Genomic DNA, 25,145 nt, shown 5'->3' on the forward strand with positions numbered 1-25,145 from the left:
GGGATCGGTCCTTGTCCTTACCTCTCCCCGGCGGGGAGAGGTCGCGAGGCGAAGCCGAGCGGGTGAGGGGGATGGGCGGTTTCCGGGTGAGGCGGCTCCCCCTCACCCGGCCCTTCGGGCCGACCTCTCCCCGCCGGGGAGAGGTGCGCCGGGGCGTCCGCCAGCGACTCCAGCTCGCCGCGGGCGCTGTTGCGCGTCGGCCGCCAGAAGCCGCGGCGTTCGGCGTCGAGGAAGGCGCGGGCCATGGCCGCGAGCGCCGCGGGGTTCGCCTCCGCGATGAAGCCGCGGGTGGCCTCGTCGCCGAGATAGGCGTCGTAGAGCGCGTCGAACTGGTGGCTGCCCACAGCGTCCGTGGTGGCGGCGAAGCCGGCGAGGTTGGTCACCGTCGCCAGCATCTCCGCCGCGCCCTTGTGGCCGTGCTCCCGCATGGCGGCGATCCATTTGGGGTTCGTGGCGCGGGCGCGCATGACCAGCGCGATCTCGTCCTTGAGCGTGCGGACGACCGGCGTCTCCATGCGCGAGGTGTCGAGATGATAGAGCGCGGGCGCCGAGCCCCGCAGCGCCTCGATGGCGGCGGATAGGCCGCCGGCGAACTCGTGCACGTCGTCCGAGTCCAGCAGGTCGAACTCGCGGGCGTCCTGGGTCTGCACCACGCCGTCCACGTTCCGGGCCATGGCCTCCAGCGCGGCCCGGTCCGGCGCGCCTTCCACCCCTTGCGCGTAGGCGAAGCCGCTGGCGGCGAGGTAGGCGCGGCCGAGATCGTCGCGGGTCTCCCACGCGCCCTGATCCAGCAGCGGCGCAAGCCCCGTCCCATAGGCGCCGGGCCGCGCGCCGAACACGCTGTGGCCGGCGCGGCCGGCTTCCGCCTCCGCCTTCAGCCGGGCGGCGACGGGGTTCGACTCGTCGTCCTCGGGCAGCGCGCCCACGAGCCGCACCGCCTCGTCGATCAGGTCGATCTGGAACGGGAAGGCGTCGCGGAAGAAGCCCGAGATGCGGAACAGCACGTCCACCCGCGGGCGCTTCAGTTCGGCGAGCGTCAGCGGGACGAGGCCAACCACCCGCGACGAGCCCGCCTCCCATTGCGGCGCGACGCCGAGCAGGGCCAGAGCCTGGGCGATGTCGTCGCCGCCGGTGCGCATGTTGGCGGTCCCCCAGGCGGAGAGCGCCAGCCGCTTCGGCCATTCGCCGTGGTCCTGATAGTGCCGGCGGCACAGCGTGTCCGCGGCGGCGCGCCCGAGCCGCCACGCGGCTTCGGTGGGGGCGGAGCGGGGATCAAGCGCGAAGAAGTTCCGCCCCGTGGGCAGGGCGTCGAGCCGGGCGCGGGTGGGCGCGCCGGAGGGACCGGGCGCCACGAAGCGGCCGTCCAGCGCCCGCAGGAACCCGTCGATCTCGGCGGCGCCCGAGGCGTCCACCCGCGGGGCCACCACCTCGCGCAGCTCCCGCAGCACGGCGGAGGCGGCGGGGTATGCGCTCAGACCTACGCCGTCATGCCCGAGCCTGTCTCGGGCATCCACGACTTCGGCCGGCGAAGGCGACCGCGCAAGGAAATCGTGGATGCCCGGCTTCGCCGGGCATGACGGTTGAAGCGTCTCCGCCGCCGCCTGCACCAGCCGGAGCGCCAGAAGCTCCAGCCGCTCCAGCGTGTCGCCGGCCGTGCGCCACGGATCGGCGGAGACCTCCGCCAGCGCGGCCGGGCGCGGGCCGTCCCAGCGGGCGGCGAGGTCGGCGTTGAGCGGGTCGAAGCCGTCGAGGTTCAGGTCGGCGGCGAGCGCCCGCGTCAGCGAGGCGTCCTCGGGGCGCGGCCCGCGGGGGCTCCGCACCAGCGCCGCCAGCAGCTCCGCCCGCTTCGCGCCCACGGGCGAGCGGCCGAACACATGCAGGCCGTTGCGCACCTGCAGCTCCTTCACCTCGCACAGGAAGGCGTCGAGCTTGGTCAGGGCGTCGTCGGGATCGTCGGCGATGGAGAAGCCACAGTCGCGGTCGAGACCGAGGCTCGCGGCGCGGGCGAGGATCTCCTTGCCCAGCGTCGCCGCCCGGCGCGGGTCGAGCCCCTGCGCTTCGGCGTATTCGTCCACCAGCGTCTCCACCTCGCGCAGCGCGGCGGTTCCCTCCGCGCGCGCCAGCGGCGGCGTCAGATGGTCGACGATGACCGCCGAGGCCCGGCGTTTGGCCGCGGCGCCCTCGCCGGGGTCGTTGACGATGAAGGGGTAGACATGGGGCAGGGGGCCGAGCGCCACCTCCGGCCCGCATTCCGCCGACAGCGCCAGCGCCTTGCCCGGCAGCCACTCCAGATTGCCGTGCTTGCCCACATGCACGACCGCCTGAACGCCGAACGCCTTCCTGAGCCAGACGTAGAAGGCGAGATGGCCGTGGGGCGGCGGCAGGTCGGGATCGTGATGGGCGGCCTTGGGGTCGAGATCGAAGCCGCGCGACGGCTGCACGCCGAGAACGACGTTTCCGTAAGCCCGCGCCGCCAGCCGGAAGCCGCCGGCCCGCGCGTCGAAGCCGGGATCGGCCTCGGGCGCGCCCCAGCGGGCGACGATCTTCTCCCGCACGGCGGCGGGCAGGGCGGCGAGAAAGGCGGCGTAGTCGGCGAGGGGGAGGTGAGCGGCGGCGCCGTCCGGCGCGGTCGGCGAGGTCAGCGCCGCCGTCATCTCGGCCACCACCTCTGCGCCGCTGTCCGGCGCGCTGTCCGTCCTGTAGCCCGCGTCCCTGAGCGCGCCGAGCAGGACGGCGGCGCTTTCGGGCGTGTCCAGGCCGACGCCGTTGGCGAGCCGGGCGGTTCCGGTCGGGTAGTTGGCGAGGATCAGCGCCACCTTGCGCTTCTCCCGCGGCGTCGCCCGCAAGGCGGCCCAGTTGGCGGCGAGATCGGCTACGAAGGCGACGCGGTCCTCCGCCGCCTCGAAGGCGACGATCTCGGTTTCGGTGGCGGGGTCGAACCGGCCGGCGGTCTTGAAGCCGATGGCGCGGGTGAAGATGCGGCCGTCGATCTCCGGCAGCGCCACCGTCATGGCGAGGTCGCGGGCGCCGAGGCCCCGGGGCGAGGCCTCCCACGTCGCCCGGTCCATGCCGGCGAGCGCCACCTGCAACACCGGAGCATCGGCGGAATCGAGCGGCGAGCCCGCCCAGGCCGCGCCGGGTTTCGAGACCGCGAAGGCGGTGGCGTTCAGCACCACGGCGGGGCGCGCCGCCGCGAAGGTCTGGCGCACGAAGTCCGCGGCCGCGGCCTCCTTCAGCGACGAGACGAAGATCGGCAGGGGCCCGAGCCCGCGTTGAGCGAGCGCGTCGACGAGCGCGTCGATGGCCGCGACGTCGCCCGCCTGAAACTGCGCCCGGTAGAACACGATCGGGGCCGCGGCCGCGCCGTCCGGCCAGCGGGCGCGGACGGCGTCGAGGTCCGGCGCCGTCAGGCCCGGATAATAGAGCCCGGCCGGCGGCGTCGGGATGGGGGCGGCGTCGGCGGGCGCGCCCTCGAGCCAGCGCGCGCAGGTCCGGAGCGCGGCGGCGAGGTTGTCCGGCCCGCCTTCCGAAAGCAGCCGCCACAGCGTCTCCGCCTCGGCCGGCGGCACCGTGGAGCGGGCGATCAGCTCCGGATCGGCGTTGTGGCAGCCGGGCATGACCGCGAGCTTCACGCCGTGGCGCTTCGCGATGCGGACCGCCTCCTCGACGCCGTAGGGCCAGTAGGCCGCGCCGCCCAGCAGCCGCAGCGCCACCAGCTTCGAGCGGGCGACCGTCTTCTCCAGAAACAGGTCCACCGACATGTTGTGGCGCAGCTTCAGCAGGCTCGCGAGCCGGAGCGTCGGCGCGCCCGCGTCCAGCGCCGCATGCGCCCGGGCGAGGCCCGCGATCTCCGTGTCGGCGGCGGAGACGATCACCACGTCGGCCGGCGACAGGTCGAGATCGACCGCCTCCGTCCCGTCGCCGATCGGCTGTCCCTGCGCCTTCAGAAGATGCATGCGTTCGAGCGTCCTTGGTCTTGAACCGGGTAGCCGCCTCTCACTCCGTCATGCCCGGCATGCGCCGCGCATGACGGCGATGGTCCGCCTCAGCCCTTGAGCGCGGCCTTGATCGCGGCCTCGTCCACGCCCTTTTCGGCGATCACCACCAGACGGCCGCGGCGGGCTTCGCCGTCCTTCCACGGACGGTCGAAATAGGCGTCCACGCGGGTCCCGACCGCCTGCACCACCAGCCGCGCCGCCTTGTCCGCCACGGGCGCGAAGCCCTTCAGGCGCAGCACGTCGTGGGCGTCGAGCACCTTGCGCACCCGCGCCTCCAGCTCGGCGGCGTCGGCGGCCTCGGGCGTCTCGGCGATGAAGCTCACGAAGTCGTCGTGGTCGTGCTGGACCTCGCCCTCCATCTCGTGGGTGGTGGGGCGGCCGTCGATCTTGTCCTCGACGCCGGAGGCGATGCCGAGCAGCACGTCGGCGGAGATGTCGCCGTTCGCGGCGGAGACCACCCGCACGCCCTCGCTCGCGTGCTCCAGCACCTGCGCCTTCACGGCGTCCGCCTCGCCGGCCGCAAGCTGGTCGGCCTTGTGGATCAGGATCAGGTCCGCGGCGCGGAGCTGATCCTCGAACAGCTCCTCGATCGGGTCCTCGTGGTCGAGGTTGGGATCGGCGGCGCGCTGGGCGGCCACCGCCGCTTCGTCATGGGCGAAGCGGCCGTCGCGCACCGCGGGGCCGTCCACTACGGTGACGACGCCGTCCACCGTCACGCGGGTCGCGATCTCCGGCCAGCGGAAGGCGCGCACCAGCGGCTGGGGCAGCGCGAGGCCCGAGGTCTCGATCACGATGTGGTCCGGCGCCTCCGCCCGGGCAAGGATCTTCTCCATGGTGGGGATGAAGTCGTCGGCGACGGTGCAGCAGATGCAGCCGTTGGCGAGCTCGACGATGTCCTCCTCGCGGCAGGCCTCGCTGCCGCAGGCCTTCAGCACCTCGCCGTCGATGCCCACGTCGCCGAACTCGTTGACGATCAGCGCGATCTTCCGGCCGCCGGCGTTCTGAAGCAGGTGACGGATCAGCGTGGTCTTGCCGGCGCCGAGGAAGCCGGTGACGACGGTGGCGGGGATCTTGTGGGGGGCGGTCATGCGGGCTCCTTCGGGAGCTTGAGATCGAGAGGCAGGCCGGCCGCCACCAGCGTCACGCGGTCCGAGACCGCCGCCACGCGCTGGTTCAGCCGGCCCTGATGATCGCGGAACGCGCGGGCCAGCGCGTTGTCGGGCACGACGCCGTAGCCCACTTCGTTGGAGACCAGAACGACCGGACCCCGCGCCGCGGCGAGCGCCGCGAGCAGTCGGTCGGCTTCACGCTCCACGTCAAGATCGGCCAGCATCACGTTGCTGAGCCAGAGCGTGAGGCAGTCCACCAGCACCGCGCGGCCCGGCGCGGCCTCCGCCGCAAGAGCGTCGGCGAGCGCCAGCGGCGCGTCCACGGTGCGCCAGTTTCGGTCGGCGCGGTCGGCCCGGTGGCGGGCGATGCGGTCGCGCATCTCGTCGTCGTAGGCCTCGGCCGTCGCCACATAGACGAGGTCGAGGCCGTGAGACGCGGCGAGACCCTCGGCGAAGCGGCTCTTGCCCGAGCGCGCGCCGCCGAGGACGAGCGACAGCCGGCCGGTCACGCCCCGCCGAAACGCGGGCGCAGCGCGCCGGCGAGCGCCCCGAGCGCTGCCCAGAACACGAAGCCGGTCACGATCACCGCGACCACGAAGTCGTGCTCCAGCTTGCGCGGGATGGCCGGGGCCTCCGCGGCGTGGGGCGCGCCGATGACGTGGGGGGCGGCGATCAGCGCCACGGCGAGGATCGCGAGCACGGGCGAGCGGCCGAAGGCGATCAGCGCCAGCCCAAGCGCAGTGGCGGCGACCGTGCCGATCCACCAGATCTGCCGGGCCTCCAGCGCGGCGCCGGTGACGCCGGGCGCCTCGGGCGGCAGGCCCACGGAGGGCGCGAGCGTGAAGGCGGCGAAGCCGGCGAGGCCCCACAACAGGCCCTCGCGCCAGGAGGTCAGCCCGCCCTTGAGCTCGCTCGCGGACACGAGCAGCAGCGCGAAGCCGACCGCGCTCAGCACGTTGGCGACGACGGTCCAGCCGAAGCGCTCCACGCCGTCGGCGGGCTCCCAGGCGTCGGCGTCATGGGCGTGGGCGGCCTCATGGGCCTCCTGCGCGGCGAGATCGGCCTTGGCGGCGGCGAGATGGTCGTGTTCGCCGGCGGCCTCATGGTCATGCGGCTTGGGCGCCTCGGCCTCGGTCCTCTGGGACTCGAAGACTTCGGCCTGCACGATCAGCGGCTGGACGCTGAAATGCTGGACGATGGTCAGCACCAGGCCGGAGCCGAGCCCCACCAGCGCCGCCACCAGAACGATGGTGCGGAAAAGGTTCACGATGTCGGCTCCGGCCTTAGTGGCAGGGGAAGCCGATCGAGTGCCGGTGGTCGTGCGCCGCGTTGTGCGCCACGGCCATCTGGGTGAAGCCGACGCCGCCGATGATCACGACGCCGAACAGGAAGGCGGCGACGATCGGGAACGCGCGCGAGGGGTTAAGCGCGGCGGAAGCGGCGGACGGACGGAGATCGGCGTGCGACATGACGGGCCTTTTCGTGCCCTCCCACCGAGGGCGTTGGCGTGGGCGCCGCGGCAGGTCTCCTGGCTTGCGGGTCGCGGCGACGCGCCGGCCTTCCCGGACACGGGGTCCAGTGGCGGAACTGGCGCGCCGCTCTCCGCTCACAGTTGCGGGGGCAGCTCCGGACTCGGGATGCGAGCGCATCCCCCACCGGATTCCCTCTGGTCCCGAAGGAGCCGAAGCGAACGCCCCGAGGCTTAGCAGACGCGGCGCCGGCTCACAACGACGTGTGGCGGGCGCCTTGGTCGAACATGGCGGCTCAATAGCCGAGAAGACGCGTGGCGATTCCCACCGGGGAGGGCGAAAGGCCGCGGCCGATCGCCACCGCTTCCCACAGGAACAGCCCGAGCCCGAGCGCGCCGAGCCCGACGCCGAGCCTGCGCGCCGCGTCGCCGGCGCGGCTGGCGGCCTCCGCCCGGGCCAGCGCCCAGGTGGCGGCGGCGACCGCCGCCCCCACCAGCGCCACCACCACCCAGTACTGCAGGTTGGCGGCGCCGCGGATCTGCGGGCTGTGGCCGAGGCCCACCACGGAGAGCGCGATCAGGCTGATGAAGCCGAGGCCCCAGCCGAAGAAGGCGGCGCGGCTGATCGGCCGGTCGGCGTCGGGCGCCGGCGGTTTTGGGGGCGTGGCCATGGCGTCAGTCGATCGCTTTCAGCACGTCCGCGAGCTTGCCCACCAGCTCGTCCACCTGCGCCTCCGAGATGATCAGCGGCGGCGACAGCGCGATGGTGTCGCCGGTGGTGCGCAGCAGAAGCCCGTCGTCGAAGGCTCTGGCGAAGGCGGCGTAGGCCCGCCTCGAGGGCGCGCCGTCGATCGGCTCAAGCTCCACCGCGCCTACGAGGCCGACGGTGCGGATGTCGATGACGTGCGGCAGGCCCTTCAGCGCGTGAAGGCCGTCGGCGAGGCGTGCGCCCATGACGGCGGCGCGCTCGAACAGGCCCTCCTCTTGGTAGATGTCGAGGGTGGCGAGGCCGGCGGCGCAGGCCATGGGATGGCCGGAATAGGTGTAGCCGTGGAACAGCTCGATCACGTGCTCCGGGCCGGTCATGAAGGCGTCGTAGATCTTCGAGGACGCGAACGCCGCGCCCATGGGCACCACGCCGTTGGTGATGGCCTTGGCGGTGGTCATGATGTCGGGCGTCACCCCGAACAGCTCCGAGGCGAAGGCCGCGCCCAGCCGGCCGAAGCCGGTGATCACCTCGTCGAAGATCAGCAGGATGCCGTGGCGGTCGCAGATGGCGCGCAGCCGCTCCAGATAGCCCTTCGGCGGCGGCAGCACGCCGGTGGAGCCGGACACCGGCTCCACGATCACCGCGGCGATGGTGGAGGCGTCGTGCAGCGCCACGAGCCGCTCCAGATCGTCGGCGAGCTCCGCGCCGTGCTCGGGCAGGCCGCGGGAAAAGGCGTTGCGGGCCGGGTCGTGGGTATGGCGCAGGTGGTCGACGCCGTTCAGGCCGAGGCCGAAGGCCTTGCGGTTCGCCACCATGCCGCCAACCGAAAGGCCGCCGAAGCCGACGCCGTGGTAGGCGCGCTCGCGTCCGATCAGCCGGGTGCGGCCGGCGTCGCCCCGGGCGCGGTGGTAGGCGAGGGCGATCTTCAGAGCGGTGTCGACCGATTCCGAGCCGGAATTGGCGAAGAACACATGGTCGAGGCCCCTGGGCGCCAGCGCGCTGAGGCGGCTTGCGAATTCAAAGGCTTTCGGGTGGCCCATGTTGAACGCGGGGGCGAAGTCCAGTTCGGCGACCTGCCGCTGCACCGCCTCGACGATCTTCTCGCGGCCGTGGCCGGCGTTGACGCACCACAGGCCGGCTGCGCCGTCGAGCACCTCGTGGCCGTCGGCGGCGCGGTAGTGCATGTCCTTGGCGCTGACGAGCATGCGCGGCGCCGCCTTGTACTGCCGGTTCGGCGTGAACGGCATCCAGAAAGCGTCGAGATTGTTGGTCGGCGCAGGGGCGGCGCTCGCAGGCATGGGAGTAAGGTCCGGCTGTTGCGGTCAGGCGTGCGGCGCCACGTTGGGCGGGCGCCTCCGGCAGGTCAAGGCGGGGAAACGCCGTTCCCGATCGCGTGAAGAGGCGCAGAGCGGCGGCGTCTCGTCCGTTTCAGGAGCGGAGCCGTCAGTCTGTGGCGCAGGCCGTGGGCGTCGTCTAATTTGTCGCATGGGAGGGCGGATGCGCGCCTCGATCATCGCTGTCGCAGCCCTGACCGTGGTCGCCGCCGGCGCTTACGCCGGCATGAACGCGCTGTTGCCCGCGCCCGCCCAGCGCGCCTTCGACACGGCCGCGGAGAGCCTCGGCGCGGCGAAGCCCGCCGGAGGCGCCGCCGCCCGGCCCGCGCCGAAGCCGCAACGCGCGTCCGCCCGTCCCGTCCCGGTGGAGACCGCGCAGGCGCGGGCCGAGAGCGTGGCGAGCCGCTTCGCGACCGTGGGCTCGCTGGTGTCGGAGGAATCGGTCCAGATCGCCGCCGAGCAGCCCGGCCGTCTGGTGGCGATCCGTTTCAGGGAAGGCGATCGCGTCCGCGCCGGCGATCCGGTGCTGAAGCTGGACGATTCGCTGCTGCTCGCGGAATTGAAGGACCTGGAGGCGCGGCTGACGCTGGCGGAGGCCAATCTGAAGCGGGCCTCGACCCTGTCCCGCTCCGGCTACGCCACCGACACCGCGCGGGATCAGGCGGTGGCCGACCGGGCCACGGCGCAGGCGGCGGTGGAGCTTGCGAAAGTGCGCCTCGGCAAGACCGAGATCCGCGCGCCGTTCGACGGCGTGGTGGGCTTCCGGCTCGCCTCCGTCGGCGCCTATGTGCAGGCCGGCCAGTCGATCGTGAATCTTGAGAACGTCGCCACGCTGAAGGTGGATTTCCGCGTGCCGGAGGCGCGCCTCGCGGAGGTGCGGCCCGGACTGGAGGCGAAGGTGACGGTGGACGCCTATCCGGAGCGGGCGTTTACCAGCCGCATCTACGCCATCGACCCGCAGGTGGACGTCAATGGCCGCGCGCTGCGGGTGCGCGCCCGGCTGGACAATGCGGAGGGGCTGCTGCGCCCCGGCCTGTTCGCGCGGGTGGAGGTGCAGGCCGAGGAGCGCCACGACGTGGTGCTCGCGCCCGAAAGCGCGCTCAACCCCCGCGGCGCCGAAAGCTTCGTCTACCGGGTCGTGAACGGCAAGGCGGTGGAGACGCCGGTGCGGCTCGGCGCGCGCAGGGCCGGAGAGGTGGAGATCGTGTCCGGCCTCTCGCCCCGTGACGTGGTGGTGGTCGCCGGCCACCAGTTCCTGCGCGACGGCGCGGCGGTGGAGGTGGTGGAGGCCGCGCGTCAGGCGGCGGTGGCGACGCCGGGCGCGGCGCGGATCGCGCCGTGAAGATCGCCGAGACCTGCATCCGCCGGCCCGTCTTCGCCACGGTGCTTAGCCTCGCGCTGGTGCTGATCGGCCTCGTCTCCTACCAGCGCCTGACGGTGCGCGAGTATCCCAACGTGGACGAGCCCACCGTCTCGGTCACCACCACCTATCCCGGCGCCGCGGCCCGCATCATCGAGAGCCAGGTGACGCAGGTGCTGGAGGATTCCATCTCCGGCATCGAGGGCATCGACACCATCGAATCCCAGAGCCGGCAGGAATCGAGCCGCATCACCGTGCGCTTCGACCTGGACGTGGACCCGGACGTGGCCGCCAACGACGTGCGCGACCGCGTCTCGCGGGTGCGCTCCCGCCTCCCGGACGAGATCGACGAGCCGGTGATCGCCAAGGTGGAGGCGGACGCCCAGCCGGTGCTCTACATGGCGTTCCGCTCGGACGGCATGAGCCAGCTCGACCTGACGGACCATGTGAGCCGGCACGTGCTGGACCAGCTCAAGGTGCTGCGCGGCGTCGCCGACGTGCAGATCTTCGGCGAGCGGCGCTACGCCATGCGCATCTATGTGGACCGCACCCGGCTCGCGGCCTACGGCCTCACCGTGCAGGACGTAGAGACCGCGCTCTCCCAGCAGAACGTGGAGATTCCGTCCGGCCGCATCGAAAGCGCCGACCGGGAGTTCTCCGTGCTGTCCCGCACCGGGCTCACCACGCCGGAGGAGTTCGGCGACATCGTCGTGAAGGTGGCGGACGGGGCGCAGGTGCGCATGCGCGACGTGGCCCGGGTGGAGCTCGGCGCGGCGGACGAGCGCAAGCAGTCGCGCTACGACGCCGGGCCCGCGGTCGCGATCGGCGTCGTCAAGCAGGCCACCGCGAACCCGCTGGAGGTGTCGCAGGCGGTGCGCGCCGCGTTGCCGGACATCCAGCGCACCCTGCCGCCGGGCGTCACCGGCCTCATCAACTACGATCAGGCGGTGTTCATCGACCGCTCGATCGAGGCGGTGTGGCACACCATCCTCGAGGCGATCGCGCTGGTGGTGCTGACCATCCTGTTCTTCCTGCGCTCGCTCAGGGCCTCGCTGATCCCGGTGGTCACGATCCCGGTGTCGCTGATCGCCACCTTCGCCATGATGCTGGCCTTCGGCTTCACGGTGAACACGCTGACGCTGCTGGCGCTGGTGCTCGCCATCGGCCTCGTGGTCGACGACGCCATCGTGGTGCTGGAGAACATCTACCGCCATGTGGAGGAGGGCATGCCGCCCATGGAGGCGGCGATCCGGGGCTCGCGCGAGATCGGCTTCGCGGTCATCGCCATGACGATCACGCTGGCGGCGGTCTATGCGCCGGTGGCGTTCTCGCCGGGGCGGACGGGCCGGCTGTTCACTGAATTCGCGCTGACGCTCGCCGGCGCGGTCATCGTCTCCGGCTTCGTGGCGCTGACGCTGACGCCCATGATGTGTTCGCGCATGCTGCGCCATCAGCCCGATCCCGGCCGGCTCTACCGGCTGGTGGAGGGCTGGCTCCGGGCGCTGGAGCGGGGCTATCGGGCGGCGCTGTCGGTCGCGCTCAAGGGCCGGGTCGCGGTGGCGGCGCTGGCGCTTGCCGTGGCGGGCCTGTCCGGCCTGCTGGTGGCGCAGCTGCCGTCCGAACTGTCGCCGGTGGAGGACCGGGGCGTGCTGCAGATCCGCGGCGTCGCGCCGGAAGGCTCCACCATCGCTTACAGCACCCGCTACACGATGCAGCTCGAGGACATCCTCAGGAGCTATCCGGAGGTGGACGGCTATCTCACCATCATCGGCCAGCCGCTGATCACCAACGTGCTCGGCCGGGCGCCGCTGAAGGACTGGGCCGAGCGCGACCGCTCCCAGCAGCAGATCATGGCCGACCTCGCCAGACGGCTGCGCGAGATTCCGGGCCTGATGCTGTTCACCACCAACCCGCCGGCGCTCGGCCAGCGCGGCGCCTCGCGCCCGGTGCAGTACGTGCTGCAGACCTCGGGCTCCTACGAGGAGCTGAACCGGCTGGCGCAGGACTTCGTGGCGCGCATCTCCGAGAACCCCAGCCTCGTCAACATCGACAGCGATCTGGAGCTGAACGCGCCGGAGCTCACCGTGACGCTGGACCGGCGCAAGATCGCCGATCTCGGGCTCGACGTGGCCATGGTGGGCCGCACGCTGGAGACCCTGCTCGGCGGCCGGCAGGTGACGCGCTTCGAGCGCGACGGCGAGCAGTACGACGTCATCGTCCAGCTCGCGATTCCCGACCGCGCCACCCCGGAGACGCTGTCCACCATCTATGTGCGCGCGCCCTCCCGCGACGGCGCGCCGGGGCCGATGGTGCAGCTCTCCAACGTCGCGACGGTGACGGATTCGGTCGCGCCGCGGGAGCTGCGGCGGTTCAACCAGCTGCGCTCCGCCACCATCGAGATGAACCTCGCGCCGGGCTACGCCATGGGCGAGGCGCTCGCCTATCTCAACGGCGTCGCGGCGGAGACGCTGCCCCAGGGCGTCCAGACCGACGTCAACGGCCAGAGCCGGGAGTATCTCGCCTCCAACCAGAGCGTGGGGCTGATCTTCGCGCTGGCGATCCTGTTCATCTATCTGGTGCTCGCCGCCCAGTTCGAGAGCTTCACCGACCCGCTCATCATCCTGTTCACCGTGCCGCTCTCCATGACCGGCGCGCTGGGCGCGCTATGGCTGACCGGCGGCTCGCTCAACGTCTATTCCCAGATCGGCCTCGTCACCCTGGTCGGCCTCATCACCAAGCACGGCATCCTGATCGTGGAGTTCGCGAACCAGCTTCAGGACCAGGGCCGGGCGTCCCGCGCCGCCGTGCTGGAAGCCGCGACCCTGCGCCTGCGCCCGATCCTGATGACCACCGGCGCCATGGTGCTGGGCGCGCTGCCGCTGGCGCTCGCGAGCGGCGCGGGGGCGGAAAGCCGCCAGCAGATCGGCTGGGTGATCGTGGGCGGCATGAGCTTCGGCACGCTGCTGACGCTGTTCGTGGCCCCGGTCGCCTACACTTGGCTCGGAAGCCGACGCGCGGCGGCGGAGACGCCCGCGACCGCCGCGCTGCCGGCGCCCGCCGAGTGACGCCGCGGCGAGCGGCGGCCTTGCGAGCCTGCGGCGCCCCGGCTACAGGCTGACCTCGAGCCTTGAAGCGCCTTATCCCGCAGCCGGACCCCATGATGGCCCAGAGCGAAACGACCGCGCGGCCGGCGGACCCGGACCGCATCAGCGAGACGCCGCGCCGCGACATGCGGCTGGACGAGCCGCTGCGGAAGCGCATGTCCCGGCTCCGGCGGTTCGCGGCCGAGTTCATCCGCCCGCACGCGCTCGACCTGCTGGTGGCCGTGCTCGCCATGACCGTGTTCGCCGCGAGCGTGGTGGCGCTGCCCTGGCTGTTCAAGTCGCTGGTCAACGACATCCTGGTGCGGCGCGACGGCGACGCCCTGCACGGGATCGTGGCCGTGGTGCTCGTCCTGTTCACCGCGCGGGCGGGGGCTGGCTATCTGCAGCAGTTCATGCTGTCGCGGGTCTCCAACAAGGTGACGACGGCGCTGCAGAACCGCATCGCCGACCACCTGCTCGGGCTCGACCTCGCCTTCTTCCAGAAGAACTCCGTCGGCCAGATCATCGCCCGCGCCACCGACGACGTGAACGTGCTGAACAGCACCACCACCAACATTGTCATCACGCTCGGGCGCGACGTCGTCACCTTCATCGGCCTCGTGGCCTATGTGCTGTGGGCGAGCCCGCAATGGTTCGCGCTGGCGCTGGCCGGCGCGCCGCTGATCGCGGTGCCGGTGGTGCTCGCCAACCGCAAGCTCAGGGCGCTGACCCGGCGCGGGCAGTCGCTCGGCGGCGAGATCCTGCAGGCGTTCGAGGAGGGGCTGCACGGCATCCGCGGCGTGAAGGCGGAGAATCTGGAGCGGTTCGAGCGCAAGCGCCTGAGCGAGGTCATCATCGGCCGGCGCCGGGTGGCCATGAAGGTGGCCCGCACCCGGGCCGTCATGTCCCCCATCGTCGACATGGTGACCGCGATCGCGCTGGTGGCGGTGCTGACGGTGGGCGGGTCGCAGGTGATTTCGGGCGAGAGCGACGCCGGCGAGCTTATGGCCTTCGTCACCTCGCTGATGCTGCTCTACGAGCCGCTGCGCCGGCTGCTGCAGGTGAACGCGCAGCTTCAGATCTGCGGCGTATCCATCGCCCGCATCTATGAAATCCTCGATCGCCGCGCCCATATCGTCGACGCGCCCGAGGCCCGCCCGCTCGCCGATCCCGCCGGCGACATAAGGTTCGAGAACGTGGCCTTCGCCTATCAGGACGAGGGCGCGCCGGTGCTCGACGGCTTCGACGTGGCGATTCCCGCTGGTGCCTCGGTCGCCTTCGTCGGCCCCTCCGGTTCGGGCAAGACCACCATCCTGAATCTGGTGGCGCGGCTCTACGAACCGTCCCAGGGGCGGGTGGTGATCGGCGGTCAGGACATCGCGGGCGTGACGCTTGCGAGCCTGCGCGACTCGATCGCGCTGGTGAGTCAGGACGTGCTGCTGTTCGACGCCAGCGTGCGGGCGAACATCGCCTACGGCCGGCCTGACGTCACCGACGCGCAGGTGGCCGCCGCCGCCCGCGCCGCCGCGGCGGAGGACTTCATCCTCGGCCTGGACGGCGGCTACGGCTTCCGCGTCGGTCCGCGCGGCTCGCGGCTGTCCGGCGGCCAGCGCCAGCGGGTCGCCATCGCGCGCGCGCTGCTGCGCGACGCGCCGATCCTGATGCTGGACGAGGCCACCTCGGCGCTGGACGGCGCCATCGAGGCGCGGGTGCAGGCCAACATCCTCGCCATGCGCAAGGGCCGGACCACGCTGATCATCGCCCACAGACTGGCGACGGTGGTGGCCGCGGACCTGATCTGCGTGGTGGAGCGCGGCCGGATCGCGGAGCAGGGCGACCATCTCGGCCTGCTGGCGCGGGGCGGCGCCTATGCGGAATCGCATCGCCTGCAGCGCGGCTGACGCGCCGTTCGATTCGTAAACATCACTAAATCTCTAAAATTTGAGAGGAGTCGTCCGGCCGCAGGCGCGCCTTTGGCCGCTGCGCGCCTGTAATTTGTGCTCTGGATGCCACAGCGGGACCCAAAGGCCGCTCTCGGAACCGTCACAAACGCGTTCACGCTTGCGCGCCGTTTCGCCGCGAATATGGTCGAACTGCGACATCGAGGGGGCGCCTTGATGCTTCGTCTCGCCGATCAGGCGAGCGCTTCGAACCAGACCGCGCCGGTCGGCGCAGTTGTTCTGAAGTTTAACTTTTGGGGTTGGAGAAACGTTATGAAATTGGTCAAGAGCCTGGCGCTCGGCTCCGCCGCCGCCTTCATCGGAATGACCGGCGCGCAGGCGGCCGATCTTCCGGGCGCTGAACCCGTCGAATACGTGAAGGTCTGCGACGCTTACGGCGCCGGCTTCTTCTACATTCCGGGTTCGGACACCTGCCTGAACATCGGCGGCTTCGTCCGCTTCGAAGCGTCGGTGGCCGAGTCCTTCGACGGCACCGACGGCGATCGCTTCAAGGACGACAACAACTCGTTCGGCACCCGCACCCGCGCCCGTCTGTGGTTCGATGCGCGCACCGAGACCGAGTACGGCACCCTGCGCACCTACATCCGCCTGCAGTTCCAGCGTGAGTCGGGCGGCTCGGGCGGCTTCGCCTCCACCAACCCCGACGCCACGGGCGACGACCAGCTGTTCGACAAGGCGTTCATCCAGTTCGCCGGCCTGACCGCCGGTGTCACGGACTCCTTCTGGGACTTCAAGCCCTACGCCACCTTCTACAACCCCTTCGTGTCCGACCGCACCCTGCCGCTGGTCGCCTACACGCTGGAGCCGGTGAAGGGCTTCTCCGCCAGCATCGCGCTGGAAGACAGCACCCAGCGTCGCCGCACCGCGAACGACGCCCTCAACCTCGATCCGGCCCTCGGCAACATCAACACCAACAGCCCGAACTTCTACGGCAAGAACGAGCTGCCCGACCTGGTCGCCAACCTGCGCGTGAAGCAGGGTTGGGGTGAGGTTCAGCTCTCCGGCTTCCTGCGCCAGCTCTCCGCCAACGAAGACCGCTTCGGCGGCGGCGTGGACGACGAGCTCGGCTGGGGCGTGCTCGGCGGCGCCAAGATCAACCTCGACTCGATCGCCAAGGGCGACTACGTGTGGGGTAGCGCGGCTTACGCCGAGGGCGGCCTGTCCTACGTGGGCCTCACCGACCAGAACTTCGGCATCGGCGGCACCGGCCGCATCTACGAGCTGAACCAGCGCAACGACTTCAACGTCGTCAACGGCAAGATCGAAGTGTCGAAGGCGTCCGCCTTCAACCTCGGCCTGCTGCACTATTGGTCGCCCAAGTGGCGTTCGGCTCTGCAGGGCTCCTACATCAACGTCGACTACGACGGCCGCTTCAACTCCAGCCGTGATTGGGACGCCTTCACCGTGGGCGGCAACATCATCTGGTCGCCGGTCAAGAAGCTCGACATCGGTCTCGAAGTCGTCTACGCGAACACCGATTACGGCAACAACGTCGACGTCTCCAGCGCCACTGGCCGCCAGAAGCCCAAGAAGGACGACGCCTTCACCGGTCGCTTCCGCATCCAGCGCGACTTCTGATCTCAACGTTTCCTCGGAAACGTGACGGACGGCCCCGGCGGTTTCGCCGGGGCCGTTTTCGTTTGCTCCGCGTCGGCGCGGGCCTGCGCGCATCGCTGGATGCGTCCAAGCAAAATTAAGTTTAGTCCAATTGTAAAATCGGATTTGAGCGCCGCGGAGCCTTACGGACTTGGCGCGGCGATTGCGAAACGCTGTCGCAGCCCATCTTCCGTCTTGTGTTCGGATACGTTTTTCGCGACTCTGCTTCACACATTCGTGAGCGTGGGGCGGTTCGCCAGCGCGAGCGGTGCGGCCGGCGCCTTCGCGTCAGGGCCGTGATCGGGGATTATGGAAATGAGCCGACTGAACGTCGTTCGCGCCGCCTTGACGCTGTCCTGCGCGGCCGCAGCTCTGGGCTGCGCCGCGTGCTTCTCGCCCGGTCACGCCGCGGATGTGTCCGGCGGCGGCGAACCGGGCGGTTTCTGGGCGGATCTCGCCGCGCGCGAGCGGCTGACTGGCGACTGGGGCGGGGCGCGCACGCGCCTGGAGGACGCCGGCGTGACGCTTGAGGCGAGCTTCACCGGCGACGCCACCCGCAACGTGTCGGGCGGCCTGAGCCGGGGCGGCGGCTTCACCGGCCTGTTCCAGGCCTCGCTGATCTTCGACCTCGAGAAGATCGCCGGCTGGACCGGCGGCGAAATCCACGCCGGCGGCTACGTCATCACCGGCCACGGCCTGTCCACCTACCGGGTCGGCAACCTGCTGGCGGTGTCGGGGATCGAGGCCGACAACCTCACCCGTCTCGGCGAGGTCTATTTCAAGCAGACGCTGATGGACGGCCGGTTCGCCTTCAAGATCGGCCAGATCGCGGCCGACGCGGATTTCGTCACCAGCGACGCCGCCGGCCTGTTCGTGAACTCCGCCTTCGGCTGGCCGGGCCTGAACGGAGTCGATCTTCCGGGCGGCGGACCGGCCTATCCGGTGCCGGCGCTGGGCGTCCACGCCGCCTACACGATCAACGACCAGTGGTCGGTGCAGGCCGGCGTCTACAGCGGCGATCCTCTGGACGACGACGGCAAGAACAACGGCGGCGTCACCTTCACGCTGGACCGGGGCGTGTTCGCCATCGCCGAAGCGGCCTACTCCACCGAGGCGGCGTTCGGCCTGCCGGGCGTGATCAAGGTTGGCGGCTGGTACAACTCCAACGATTTCGACGACCTGCGCTTCGCCAGGAACGGCCTGCCGCTGTCCGATCCCGGCGCGAACGACCCGCGCTCCCATGACGGCTCCTACGCGCTCTACGGCCTGATTGACCAGACGGTGTGGAAGGAAGGCGGGGAGGGCGCGCGCAGCCTGTCGCTGTTCGCCCGCGCGGTCGTGGCGCCGCAGTCGAACCGCAACCTGATCGACTATTACTTCGACGCCGGATTCAACGTGAAGGCGCCGTTCGAGAGCCGGCCGGACGACCTGTTCGGCGTCGCCGTGGCCTACGCCCACATCAGCGACCGGGCGCGAGAGGCGGACCGCGACGCCGTTCGGCTCGGAAGTCCGACCCCGACGCGCTCGTCGGAGATCGCCATCGAGGCGTCCTATCAGGCGGCGGTGGCGGGCTGGCTCAAGGTGCAGCCGTTCGCGCAATACATCGTGCGGCCGGGCGGCGGCGATCCGGACCCGCGCCGCGGCGACCGCCGCATCAAGGACGCCACGGTGCTCGGCCTGCGCACCCAGGTGACGTTCTGACGGCTTGCGAGAACCGTCATGCCCGAGCTTGCCTCGGGCAGCCCCGATTTCCGGCGTCTCCGCGCTCTCTCTGCGTCAAATCGCGGATGACCGCGCGGTCATGACCCAGGGGCTTCGACAGCTTCAAGACAGGATGTGACGGATCAGGCGCCGGCCTGATCCAGGAAGCGGCGGATCGCCTCCAGCGTCGGGCGGTCCGCAAGCTGGGGCGCGTGGCCCTGCCCCGGGGTTTCGAACGCCGTCATGTCCGGCCGCCGCGCCCGCATGGCGGCGAACGTGTCCCGGCTCAGGATGTCGGAGGTCGCGCCGCGCACCGTCATCAGCGGCGTCTTCGCCAGCGCGTCGAACAGCGGCCACAGCGCCGGCATGGGTTTCGTGAGGTCGAGCGCGGCGAAGGTCGCGACCAGCGCCGGGTCGCTCTGCGGTCGCAGGCCGTCCGGCGTCTCGCGCCATGTGCGCCGCGCCACGCGCTCGAAATCGGCCTGCCCCAGCGCCGGGAAGCCCGGCCCCATGAGCGCCGCGACGCGCTCCGCCGCATCGGCCCAGTTCGTCGGCGGCGCGACGTCGGCGGAGAGGTAGTCGCGGATCCGCGCAAGGCCCGCCGCCTCCACCACCGGGCCCACGTCGTTCAGCACCACGGCCGCGAGCGCATCCGGTTTCATCGCGGCCAGCATCATGGCCTGAAGCCCGCCGCGCGAGGTTCCGACCACCGCGACGCGGGTGAGATCGAGGGCTGCGAGCGTGGCGAAAACGTCGCCGGTCTCCACCGCCACGTCGTAGCGCTTCGGATCGGGGTCGCGGTCGGAGGCGCCGCGGCCGCGGGCGGAGAGCGCGATCACGCGCCGGTTTCCGCCTTGGGGCGAGGCGAGAAACTCAGCCAGTTCCGTGAAATCGTCGAGCGGCCGGGACAGGCCGGGCAGGCACAGCGCCGCCGCGCCGGACGGGCGTTCCGGACGCCAGTCGCGGGCGTGCAGCGCGAGCCCGTCCGCGACCGCGATCCTATGATCCACAATCGCGGGCGGGCTCATGGCGGCGTGTCCTATTGGGGCCCGCGCACCATGTCGCGCTCGATCAGCAGGGCGGTGCTGCGGCCGCTGAGGCGGGTGCGGTAGACCTGCGTGTTCTCCATCACCCGCTGAACGTAGTTGCGGGTTTCGGTGAAGGGAATGCGCTCCACCCAGTCCACCGGGTCGGCGTCCTTGCGCGGGTCGCCATAGCGCTGCACCCACTGCACCACGCGGCTGGAGCCGGCGTTGTAGGCGGCGAACACCATGATGTAGGAGCCGTTGAAGTCGCGGGCCAGCTCGCCGAGATGCGCCGCGCCGAGCTGGGCGTTGAAGGCGGGGTCGCTGGTCAGGCGCTTCGCGTCGAACGACACGCCGGCGTTCTTCGCGGTGCGGGCGGCCGTGGTCGGCAGCAGCTGCAGCAGGCCGCGGGCGTTGGCGTGGCTCACCGCCTGCGGGTTGAAGGCGCTCTCCTGCCGGGCGATGGCGTGCACCACCGGCGTCTCGATCGCCGGGCCGACCGGCTTGAACGAGGGGATGCCGCCGGTGGGATAGGCGAGGGCGTCCACCGGATAGCCATTGTTCAGGCCCGCCTTGCCCACCACCAGCGTGGCGCGGGGGTCCTTGTTGCGCTGGGTCAGGCCGCCGAGCAGGGACAGCTCGCCCGCGCTGCGCAGGTCGTCGGCGAGGCCGGCGGCGAGCTGCAGCGCCAGCTCCTTTTCGCCCACGCGATAGAGCAGGTCGATGGCGCGCACGGAGGCGCGGGAGGCGAAGGCGGCGCGGTCCGCGGAGCTCGGCTGGGGCAGGGGGCGGATCGGCATGTCCGGCAGCTTCAGCCGCGCGCGGGCCACCTGCCCGTAGTAGCTCGTCACATGGCGGGCGGCGCGGCTGTAGGCGGCCTGGGCGCCGGAGGAATCCCCGAGCTGCTCCAGCGCCCGGCCCTGCCAGTAGAGCGCGCGGGACAGCGTGCCCGGCACGGTCGCCTGGGTCTGCACATTGGTGAAGTGCCGGAGCGCGCTGCGGCCGTCGCCCAGCGCCCGGAGCGCGATGAAGCCGGCCAGCATCTCGGATTCGATCCGGTCGGTGGCGGATTTGGCCTCGGTGCGGCGGATGACGGCGTAGGCGCCCCTGGCGTCGCCCAGATCGAGCAGGTCGCGGGCGATGACGCGCCGCTCCACCGACCAGGCGTCCGGATCGGCGATGTCGCCCGCCGACGCCTTGGCCAGCGCCGCGGCGGCCTCGCGCGGCTTGTCCTGGCGGCGGTTGAACTTGGCGACGGCGTAGAGATAGCCGGGGTCGGACCGGAGCCCCGCCGGCACGGCGGCGAGCGCCTGCGCGGCGTTGGGCGCCTTGCGCCCGACCGCGGTGATGGCGCGGCCCACAAGAGCGTAGCTGCCGCCGGCTTTGGTCGCCGCCCGCTGGCCGGCGTCGATGTTGTCGTTGAGGAACTGGCGCTCGGCGCGGGCGCGGTGGTCGGCGCTCGTGAGCACGCCGCCGACGCGGGACAGCGCCTGCTGCTCCACCGTCATGTCGAGATCGCTGTTGCGCCAGGCGTCGCGGATCAGGGCGGCGCCGGCGTCGCGCTGGCCGGCCGCCATCAGCGCGCGGCCGAGCGCGAGCTTGCCCTCGGCGCGCTTCGGCTTGCCGTTGGCGGCGAAGAAGCCGCGCACCGTGGCGGGGTCCACGTTCTCCAGCCACAGCGCCTCTTCAGCGCGGCGGCGCACCATGTCGCGGGTCGGCCAGTCGCGGTGGGCGCGCAGGAACCCGTCGAGCTTGGCGAAGCCGATCTGGCGGGAGGCGTAGCGCACCGACAGCCAGTCGATCAGCGCGAGCGCGCCGGGATCGCGCAGGCTGGCGCGGGCGGCCATGGCGCCGCCGAGATCGCCGCGCTGGAAGGCGGAGACGGCGGCCTTCACCGCGGCGACGTCGCTCGACTGGATGCTCGGGGAGGGCGCGATCCGGGAGGCGGGCGAGATCGCGCCCGTGGTCGGCGGATCGTAGGCGACCACCAGCTCCTGCGCGGCGGTTTCGCCCGCGTCTTCGGCGAGCGCGCCGCCCGAGGCGATCATGAGGCTTGCGGCGGCGACGCCGCGAAGAAGGACGCTGAACGCTTGCATCTGGCTTTCGACTTCGGCTGGAAGGCTTCCGGAACCGGAAGCGGCGTTGGGCGATCGCCTCAGTTTCGCCGTGTCGGCTTTACGAAACGCTAACCGAGCCCGCCGCGCCACTGTTTCGAGCTTCTCCAGAAGAACACGTTCGCGCGGGCTTTTCGTGAGGCTCGCGCCCGTTTATCAAGAGCGCCCTGTTCCAATCCCGCGAGCGGCGGTCCGCCGTCTCGCTCCCGCTCTGGCGGGCACGATCTCCGCATCGGGAGCCGACGTCGAAATGGCCGCTCACACCCTGTTCCGGGGCTCCATCCCCGCGCTCGTCACCCCCATGACCGCCGACGGCGGGCTGGACGAAGGCGCGTTCCGCGCGCTGGTCGACTGGCAGATCGCCGAAGGCACCCACGGCCTCGTGCCGGTGGGCACCACCGGCGAGAGCCCGACGCTGACCCATGACGAGCACAACAGGGTGGTGGAGTGGTGCGTGCAGGAGGCCCGCGGCCGCGTGCCCGTGATCGCCGGCGCCGGCTCCAACTCCACGGCGGAAGCGGTGGCGCTCGCCCGTCACGCGGAGAAGGTGGGCGCGGACGGCCTGCTCGTGGTCACGCCCTATTACAACAAGCCGACCCAGGAAGGGCTTTACGCCCACTTCCGCGCCATCGCCGAGGCGGTGGGGCTGCCGATCCTGATCTACAACATCCCCGGCCGCTCGGTGGTGGACATGACCGTCGACACCATGGCCCGGCTCTATGAACTGGAGAACATCGTCGGCGTGAAGGACGCCACGGCCAACGTCGGCCGCGTCACCCAGCAGCGCGCCAAGATGGGGCCGGACTTCCTGCAGTTCTCCGGCGAGGACATCACCGCGCTCGGCTTCATGGCCCATGGCGGCCACGGCTGCATCTCGGTGACGGCGAACGTCGCCCCGGCCGATTGCGCCGCCTTCCAGGAGGCGTGCCTCGCGGGAGACTACGCCACCGCCCGCGCCTATCAGGACAAGCTCGCCCCGCTGCACACCGGCCTGTTCTGCGAGACGAGCCCCGGCCCGGTGAAGGTCGGCCTCGCCCTGCTCGGCCGCTGCGGCGAGGCCATGCGCCTGCCGATGGTGCCCGTGGCCGACGCCACCCGCGGCGTGGTCCGCGCCGCGCTCGCCCATGCGGGCTTGATCGGCGGAGACGCGTGATCATCTTAAGCTCGCCATGAACGCCAAGAACCCCAACCCTCGCTTCAAGATCGTCGCGGACAACCGCAAGGCGCGCCACAACTTCGAGATCGGCGAAACGATCGAAGCCGGGATCGCGCTCGCCGGCACGGAGGTGAAGTCGCTGCGTCAGGGCAAGGCGACCATCGGCGAGTCTTACGCGGGCGAGTACAACGGCGAGCTGTTCCTCTACAACGCCTATATCCCGGAATATCTGCAGGCGAACCGTTTCAACCATGAGACGCGCCGGCCCCGGAAGCTGCTGCTGCACAAGAGCCAGATCAACAAGCTCACCGGCGCCGTGACCCGCGAGGGCATGACGGTGGTGCCGCTGAAGATCTATTTCAACGAGCAGGGCCGGGCGAAGGTGGAGATCGCGCTCGCGCGCGGCAAGAAGCTGCACGACAAGCGCGAGGCCGACAGGGAGCGCACCTGGAACCGGGACAAGGCGCGCATCATGCGCGACCGGGGATAGCGCGCTCTTAAACGGGCCGAGGTCTGGAAGCCGCGACCACGCGGGCCGATTATCCCGCCCGAAAAACGCGCGGGATGAGGAGCGCCTGCCTTGAAGCCGCGCGAGCCTCGTGTCCGGCTCAGATCTGCGAGGGGGAAGCGCCCGGTCCGACCGCTTCGTCGCTCTCGGCGTCGTCCATGGCGGCGCCGTCCGCCGGCGGGAGGCCGATGCGGTAGACGCCCTTGAAGGTCTCGGGATCGGCCGGCTTGCCCTTGCGGTAGACCGCGAGCCTCCCGCGCCGGGCGAGGCGCACGGCGGCGGCGCGCACGTCGGTCAGGCGTTTGTGCCAGTCCTCTTCGCCGCGCTGCTCGGCGGCCGCCTTCGCGACCTCCGACGGGTCGAGCGTCTTGCCCGGTCCGCGTTCGGCGGCGAGGCGGAACAGCAGGTCTTCGATGGTCTCGCTCATTCCGCGGCCTCCGCCGAAGGGGCTTCGCCCGACAGCCAGACGGCCAGATCGGCGCGGGCCCGGTCGGTCAGCATGCGTTTCTTGGCCACGGCCTTCTGGGCGCCGCGCGGGCGCGAGCCGTCGGGCAGGCGCAGCGCGCCCTCCACCGGCGGGAACAGGCCGAAGTTCACGTTCATGGGCTGGTAGCTCTTCGGCCCTTCGCCCTCGACGCTGAGATGGCCGCCGGTGATGTGGCGGAGCAGGGCGCCGAGCGCCGTGGTGGCGGGCGGACTTATGAACGTGCGGCCGAGCCGCTCGCCGGCGGCGAAGCGGCCCGCCAGCAGGCCCACCGCCGCGCTCTCCACATAGCCTTCGCAGCCGGTGATCTGGCCGGCGAAGCGCAGCCGCGGCTGGGCCTTCAGGCGCAGGGCGCCGTCCAGCAGCTTCGGGCTGTTCAGGTAGGTGTTGCGGTGCAGGCCGCCCAGCCTGGCGAATTCGGCGTTCTCCAGCCCCGGAATGGTGCGGAACAGCCGCACCTGCTCCGCATGGCGCAGCTTCGTCTGGAAGCCGACCATGTTGTAGAGCGTGCCGAGCGCGTTGTCCTGGCGGAGCTGGACCACGGCGTAGGGCTTCACGGTGGGGTTGTGGGCGTTGGTGAGGCCCATGGGCTTCATGGGCCCGTGGCGCAGCGTCTCGGATCCGCGCTCCGCCATGATCTCCACGGGCAGGCAGCCGTCGAAATAGGGTGTCGAGGCCTCCCAGTCCTTGAACGACACCTGGTCGCCGGCGACAAGGCCGCCCACGAAGGCCTCGTACTGCTCGCGGCTGAGCGGGCAGTTCACGTAGTCCGCGCCGGTGCCGCCGGGGCCGACCTTGTCGTAGCGGGACTGCCGCCAGGCGACGCCCATGTCGATCGAGTCCGCATGGACGATCGGGGCGATGGCGTCGAAGAAGGCGAGTTCGCCCTCGCCGGTCAGCCCGCGCACGGCTTCCGCAAGCGAAGGCGAGGTGAGGGGCCCGGTGGCGACGATCACGCTGTCCCAGTCGGCCGGCGGCAGGCCCGCGACCTCGCCGCGCTCGATCGTGATGTTCGGATGCGCCTCCAGCGCCGCGGTGACGGCGGCGGAGAAGGCGTCCCGGTCCACCGCCAGCGCGCCGCCGGCGGGCACCTGCGCCCCGTCCGCCGCGCGCAGGATCAGCGAGCCCAGCGTCCGCATCTCCTGGTGCAGCAGGCCGACGGCGTTCTGCTCCGCGTCGTCGGAGCGGAAGGAGTTGGAGCAGACCAGTTCGGCGAGGCCGTCGGTCTGGTGCGCGTCGGTGCGGCGCTGGGGCCGCATCTCGTGCAGCACGACGGGAACGCCGGATTCGGCGAGCTGCCACGCGGCCTCGGAGCCGGCGAGGCCGCCGCCGACCACATGGACGGGAGAAGGCGAAAGGGTGTCGATCATCGCCGGACCGTAGTCGCGGGACGGCCGCCGGGCAATCCGGGCGCCGCCGAATTCACCGCGGCGGGCGCAGGCGCCCGCGAGCCTTCGCTCCATGCGCGGAGACGCGCCTCTATCTCATTGAGAGGAATGGCTTTTCTTTTGCACAGGCCGGGGCGGCCAAATTGGCTTT

Annotated in this window: 18 protein-coding genes and 1 riboswitch; of the genes, 7 read left to right on the plus strand and 11 right to left on the minus strand. The window is 71.4% G+C overall.

All coding sequences use genetic code 11. From position 1 onward, the window contains the following. Positions 1-17: 17 nt before the first annotated feature. The 7 genes from cobN to aptA form a co-directional block, all read right to left on the minus strand. Complete coding sequence (gene cobN, locus PKE85_RS02635) at positions 18-3,956, minus strand: cobaltochelatase subunit CobN (protein WP_271203239.1); 3,939 nt, start codon at positions 3,954-3,956, stop codon at positions 18-20. An 89-nt stretch (positions 3,957-4,045) separates the two neighbouring features. Beyond that, on the minus strand, positions 4,046-5,086 hold the full coding sequence (gene cobW / locus PKE85_RS02640; RefSeq protein ID WP_271203240.1) for a cobalamin biosynthesis protein CobW: 1,041 nt from the start codon (positions 5,084-5,086) through the stop codon (positions 4,046-4,048). Beyond that, positions 5,083-5,616 (minus strand): bifunctional adenosylcobinamide kinase/adenosylcobinamide-phosphate guanylyltransferase, encoded by a 534-nt coding sequence (gene cobU / locus PKE85_RS02645; protein ID WP_271203241.1) that lies wholly within the window; start codon positions 5,614-5,616, stop codon positions 5,083-5,085. The genes cobW and cobU overlap by 4 nt, the downstream gene beginning before the upstream one ends. After that, the gene (locus PKE85_RS02650; protein WP_271203242.1) at positions 5,613-6,374 is read right to left on the minus strand and encodes a CbtA family protein; all 762 of its coding nucleotides are present in this window, start codon (positions 6,372-6,374) and stop codon (positions 5,613-5,615) included. The genes cobU and PKE85_RS02650 overlap by 4 nt, the downstream gene beginning before the upstream one ends. A 16-nt stretch (positions 6,375-6,390) precedes the next feature. Then, positions 6,391-6,576, minus strand: coding sequence for a CbtB domain-containing protein (locus tag PKE85_RS02655; RefSeq protein WP_271203243.1), 186 nt, complete (start codon positions 6,574-6,576; stop codon positions 6,391-6,393). Between the two features lie 32 nt (positions 6,577-6,608). Next, positions 6,609-6,808, minus strand: a riboswitch (cobalamin riboswitch). A 63-nt stretch (positions 6,809-6,871) separates the two neighbouring features. After that, the gene (locus PKE85_RS02660; protein WP_271203244.1) at positions 6,872-7,246 is read right to left on the minus strand and encodes a hypothetical protein; all 375 of its coding nucleotides are present in this window, start codon (positions 7,244-7,246) and stop codon (positions 6,872-6,874) included. A gap of 4 nt (positions 7,247-7,250) precedes the next feature. Next, on the minus strand, positions 7,251-8,582 hold the full coding sequence (aptA, locus tag PKE85_RS02665; RefSeq protein ID WP_271203245.1) for an omega-aminotransferase AptA: 1,332 nt from the start codon (positions 8,580-8,582) through the stop codon (positions 7,251-7,253). A 199-nt stretch (positions 8,583-8,781) separates the two neighbouring features. Here aptA and PKE85_RS02670 point away from each other — a divergent pair, with 199 nt between their 5' ends. The 5 genes from PKE85_RS02670 (at position 8,782) to PKE85_RS02690 (ending at position 18,319) form a co-directional block, all read left to right on the plus strand. Next, positions 8,782-9,960, plus strand: a complete 1,179-nt coding sequence (locus PKE85_RS02670) for an efflux RND transporter periplasmic adaptor subunit (protein WP_271203246.1) — start codon at positions 8,782-8,784, stop codon at positions 9,958-9,960. Then, entirely contained in the window at positions 9,957-13,043 is a 3,087-nt protein-coding gene (locus tag PKE85_RS02675; protein ID WP_271203247.1) for an efflux RND transporter permease subunit, read from the plus strand. The genes PKE85_RS02670 and PKE85_RS02675 overlap by 4 nt, the downstream gene beginning before the upstream one ends. Before the next feature lie 62 nt (positions 13,044-13,105). Then, complete coding sequence (locus PKE85_RS02680) at positions 13,106-14,962, plus strand: ABC transporter ATP-binding protein (protein WP_271203248.1); 1,857 nt, start codon at positions 13,106-13,108, stop codon at positions 14,960-14,962. Positions 14,963-15,274: 312 nt separating this feature from the next. Next, positions 15,275-16,600: a porin gene (locus tag PKE85_RS02685; RefSeq protein ID WP_271203249.1), complete on the plus strand. Its 1,326-nt coding sequence runs from the start codon at positions 15,275-15,277 to the stop codon at positions 16,598-16,600. Positions 16,601-16,933: 333 nt separating this feature from the next. Continuing rightward, positions 16,934-18,319, plus strand: coding sequence for a carbohydrate porin (locus PKE85_RS02690; protein WP_271203250.1), 1,386 nt, complete (start codon positions 16,934-16,936; stop codon positions 18,317-18,319). A 143-nt stretch (positions 18,320-18,462) separates the two neighbouring features. Here PKE85_RS02690 and PKE85_RS02695 read toward each other — a convergent pair whose 3' ends face one another. Together PKE85_RS02695 and PKE85_RS02700 are read right to left on the minus strand one after the other, a co-directional pair. Then, positions 18,463-19,347, minus strand: coding sequence for an alpha/beta fold hydrolase (locus PKE85_RS02695; RefSeq protein ID WP_271203251.1), 885 nt, complete (start codon positions 19,345-19,347; stop codon positions 18,463-18,465). Positions 19,348-19,358: 11 nt separating this feature from the next. Beyond that, entirely contained in the window at positions 19,359-21,440 is a 2,082-nt protein-coding gene (locus PKE85_RS02700; RefSeq protein ID WP_271203252.1) for a lytic transglycosylase domain-containing protein, read from the minus strand. A gap of 268 nt (positions 21,441-21,708) precedes the next feature. Between PKE85_RS02700 and dapA the strand changes: the two genes are divergently transcribed. Beyond that, complete coding sequence (dapA, locus tag PKE85_RS02705; protein WP_271203253.1) at positions 21,709-22,611, plus strand: 4-hydroxy-tetrahydrodipicolinate synthase; 903 nt, start codon at positions 21,709-21,711, stop codon at positions 22,609-22,611. Positions 22,612-22,627: 16 nt separating this feature from the next. Beyond that, a complete protein-coding gene (gene smpB / locus PKE85_RS02710; RefSeq protein WP_271203254.1) occupies positions 22,628-23,104 on the plus strand; it encodes an SsrA-binding protein SmpB in 477 nt (158 codons plus the stop codon). Between the two features lie 118 nt (positions 23,105-23,222). Here smpB and PKE85_RS02715 read toward each other — a convergent pair whose 3' ends face one another. Both PKE85_RS02715 and trmFO read right to left on the minus strand, forming a co-directional pair. Further along, a complete protein-coding gene (locus PKE85_RS02715) occupies positions 23,223-23,549 on the minus strand; it encodes a DUF3253 domain-containing protein (protein WP_271203255.1) in 327 nt (108 codons plus the stop codon). Then, positions 23,546-24,976 (minus strand): methylenetetrahydrofolate--tRNA-(uracil(54)-C(5))-methyltransferase (FADH(2)-oxidizing) TrmFO, encoded by a 1,431-nt coding sequence (trmFO, locus tag PKE85_RS02720; protein WP_271204058.1) that lies wholly within the window; start codon positions 24,974-24,976, stop codon positions 23,546-23,548. The genes PKE85_RS02715 and trmFO overlap by 4 nt, the downstream gene beginning before the upstream one ends. Positions 24,977-25,145: the final 169 nt, after the last annotated feature.

Origin of the sequence: Methylopila jiangsuensis, from assembly GCF_027922305.1 — a bacterium.
GTDB lineage: Bacteria > Pseudomonadota > Alphaproteobacteria > Rhizobiales > Methylopilaceae > Methylopila > Methylopila jiangsuensis.

Excerpts from the sequence above, each read along its gene's own strand:
- PKE85_RS02670 (WP_271203246.1), top strand. The coding sequence starts at position 8,782 with ATGCGCGCCTCGATCATCGCTGTCGCAGCCCTGACCGTGGTCGCCGCC.
- smpB (WP_271203254.1), top strand. The coding sequence starts at position 22,628 with ATGAACGCCAAGAACCCCAACCCTCGCTTCAAGATCGTCGCGGACAAC.
- cobW (WP_271203240.1), bottom strand. The coding sequence starts at position 5,086 with ATGACCGCCCCCCACAAGATCCCCGCCACCGTCGTCACCGGCTTCCTC.
- PKE85_RS02695 (WP_271203251.1), bottom strand. The coding sequence starts at position 19,347 with ATGAGCCCGCCCGCGATTGTGGATCATAGGATCGCGGTCGCGGACGGG.
- PKE85_RS02700 (WP_271203252.1), bottom strand. The coding sequence starts at position 21,440 with ATGCAAGCGTTCAGCGTCCTTCTTCGCGGCGTCGCCGCCGCAAGCCTC.
- cobN (WP_271203239.1), bottom strand. The coding sequence starts at position 3,956 with ATGCATCTTCTGAAGGCGCAGGGACAGCCGATCGGCGACGGGACGGAG.
- trmFO (WP_271204058.1), bottom strand. The coding sequence starts at position 24,976 with ATGATCGACACCCTTTCGCCTTCTCCCGTCCATGTGGTCGGCGGCGGC.
- PKE85_RS02660 (WP_271203244.1), bottom strand. The coding sequence starts at position 7,246 with ATGGCCACGCCCCCAAAACCGCCGGCGCCCGACGCCGACCGGCCGATC.
- PKE85_RS02715 (WP_271203255.1), bottom strand. The coding sequence starts at position 23,549 with ATGAGCGAGACCATCGAAGACCTGCTGTTCCGCCTCGCCGCCGAACGC.
- dapA (WP_271203253.1), top strand. The coding sequence starts at position 21,709 with ATGGCCGCTCACACCCTGTTCCGGGGCTCCATCCCCGCGCTCGTCACC.
- PKE85_RS02690 (WP_271203250.1), top strand. The coding sequence starts at position 16,934 with ATGAGCCGACTGAACGTCGTTCGCGCCGCCTTGACGCTGTCCTGCGCG.
- PKE85_RS02655 (WP_271203243.1), bottom strand. The coding sequence starts at position 6,576 with ATGTCGCACGCCGATCTCCGTCCGTCCGCCGCTTCCGCCGCGCTTAAC.
- aptA (WP_271203245.1), bottom strand. The coding sequence starts at position 8,582 with ATGCCTGCGAGCGCCGCCCCTGCGCCGACCAACAATCTCGACGCTTTC.
- PKE85_RS02685 (WP_271203249.1), top strand. The coding sequence starts at position 15,275 with ATGAAATTGGTCAAGAGCCTGGCGCTCGGCTCCGCCGCCGCCTTCATC.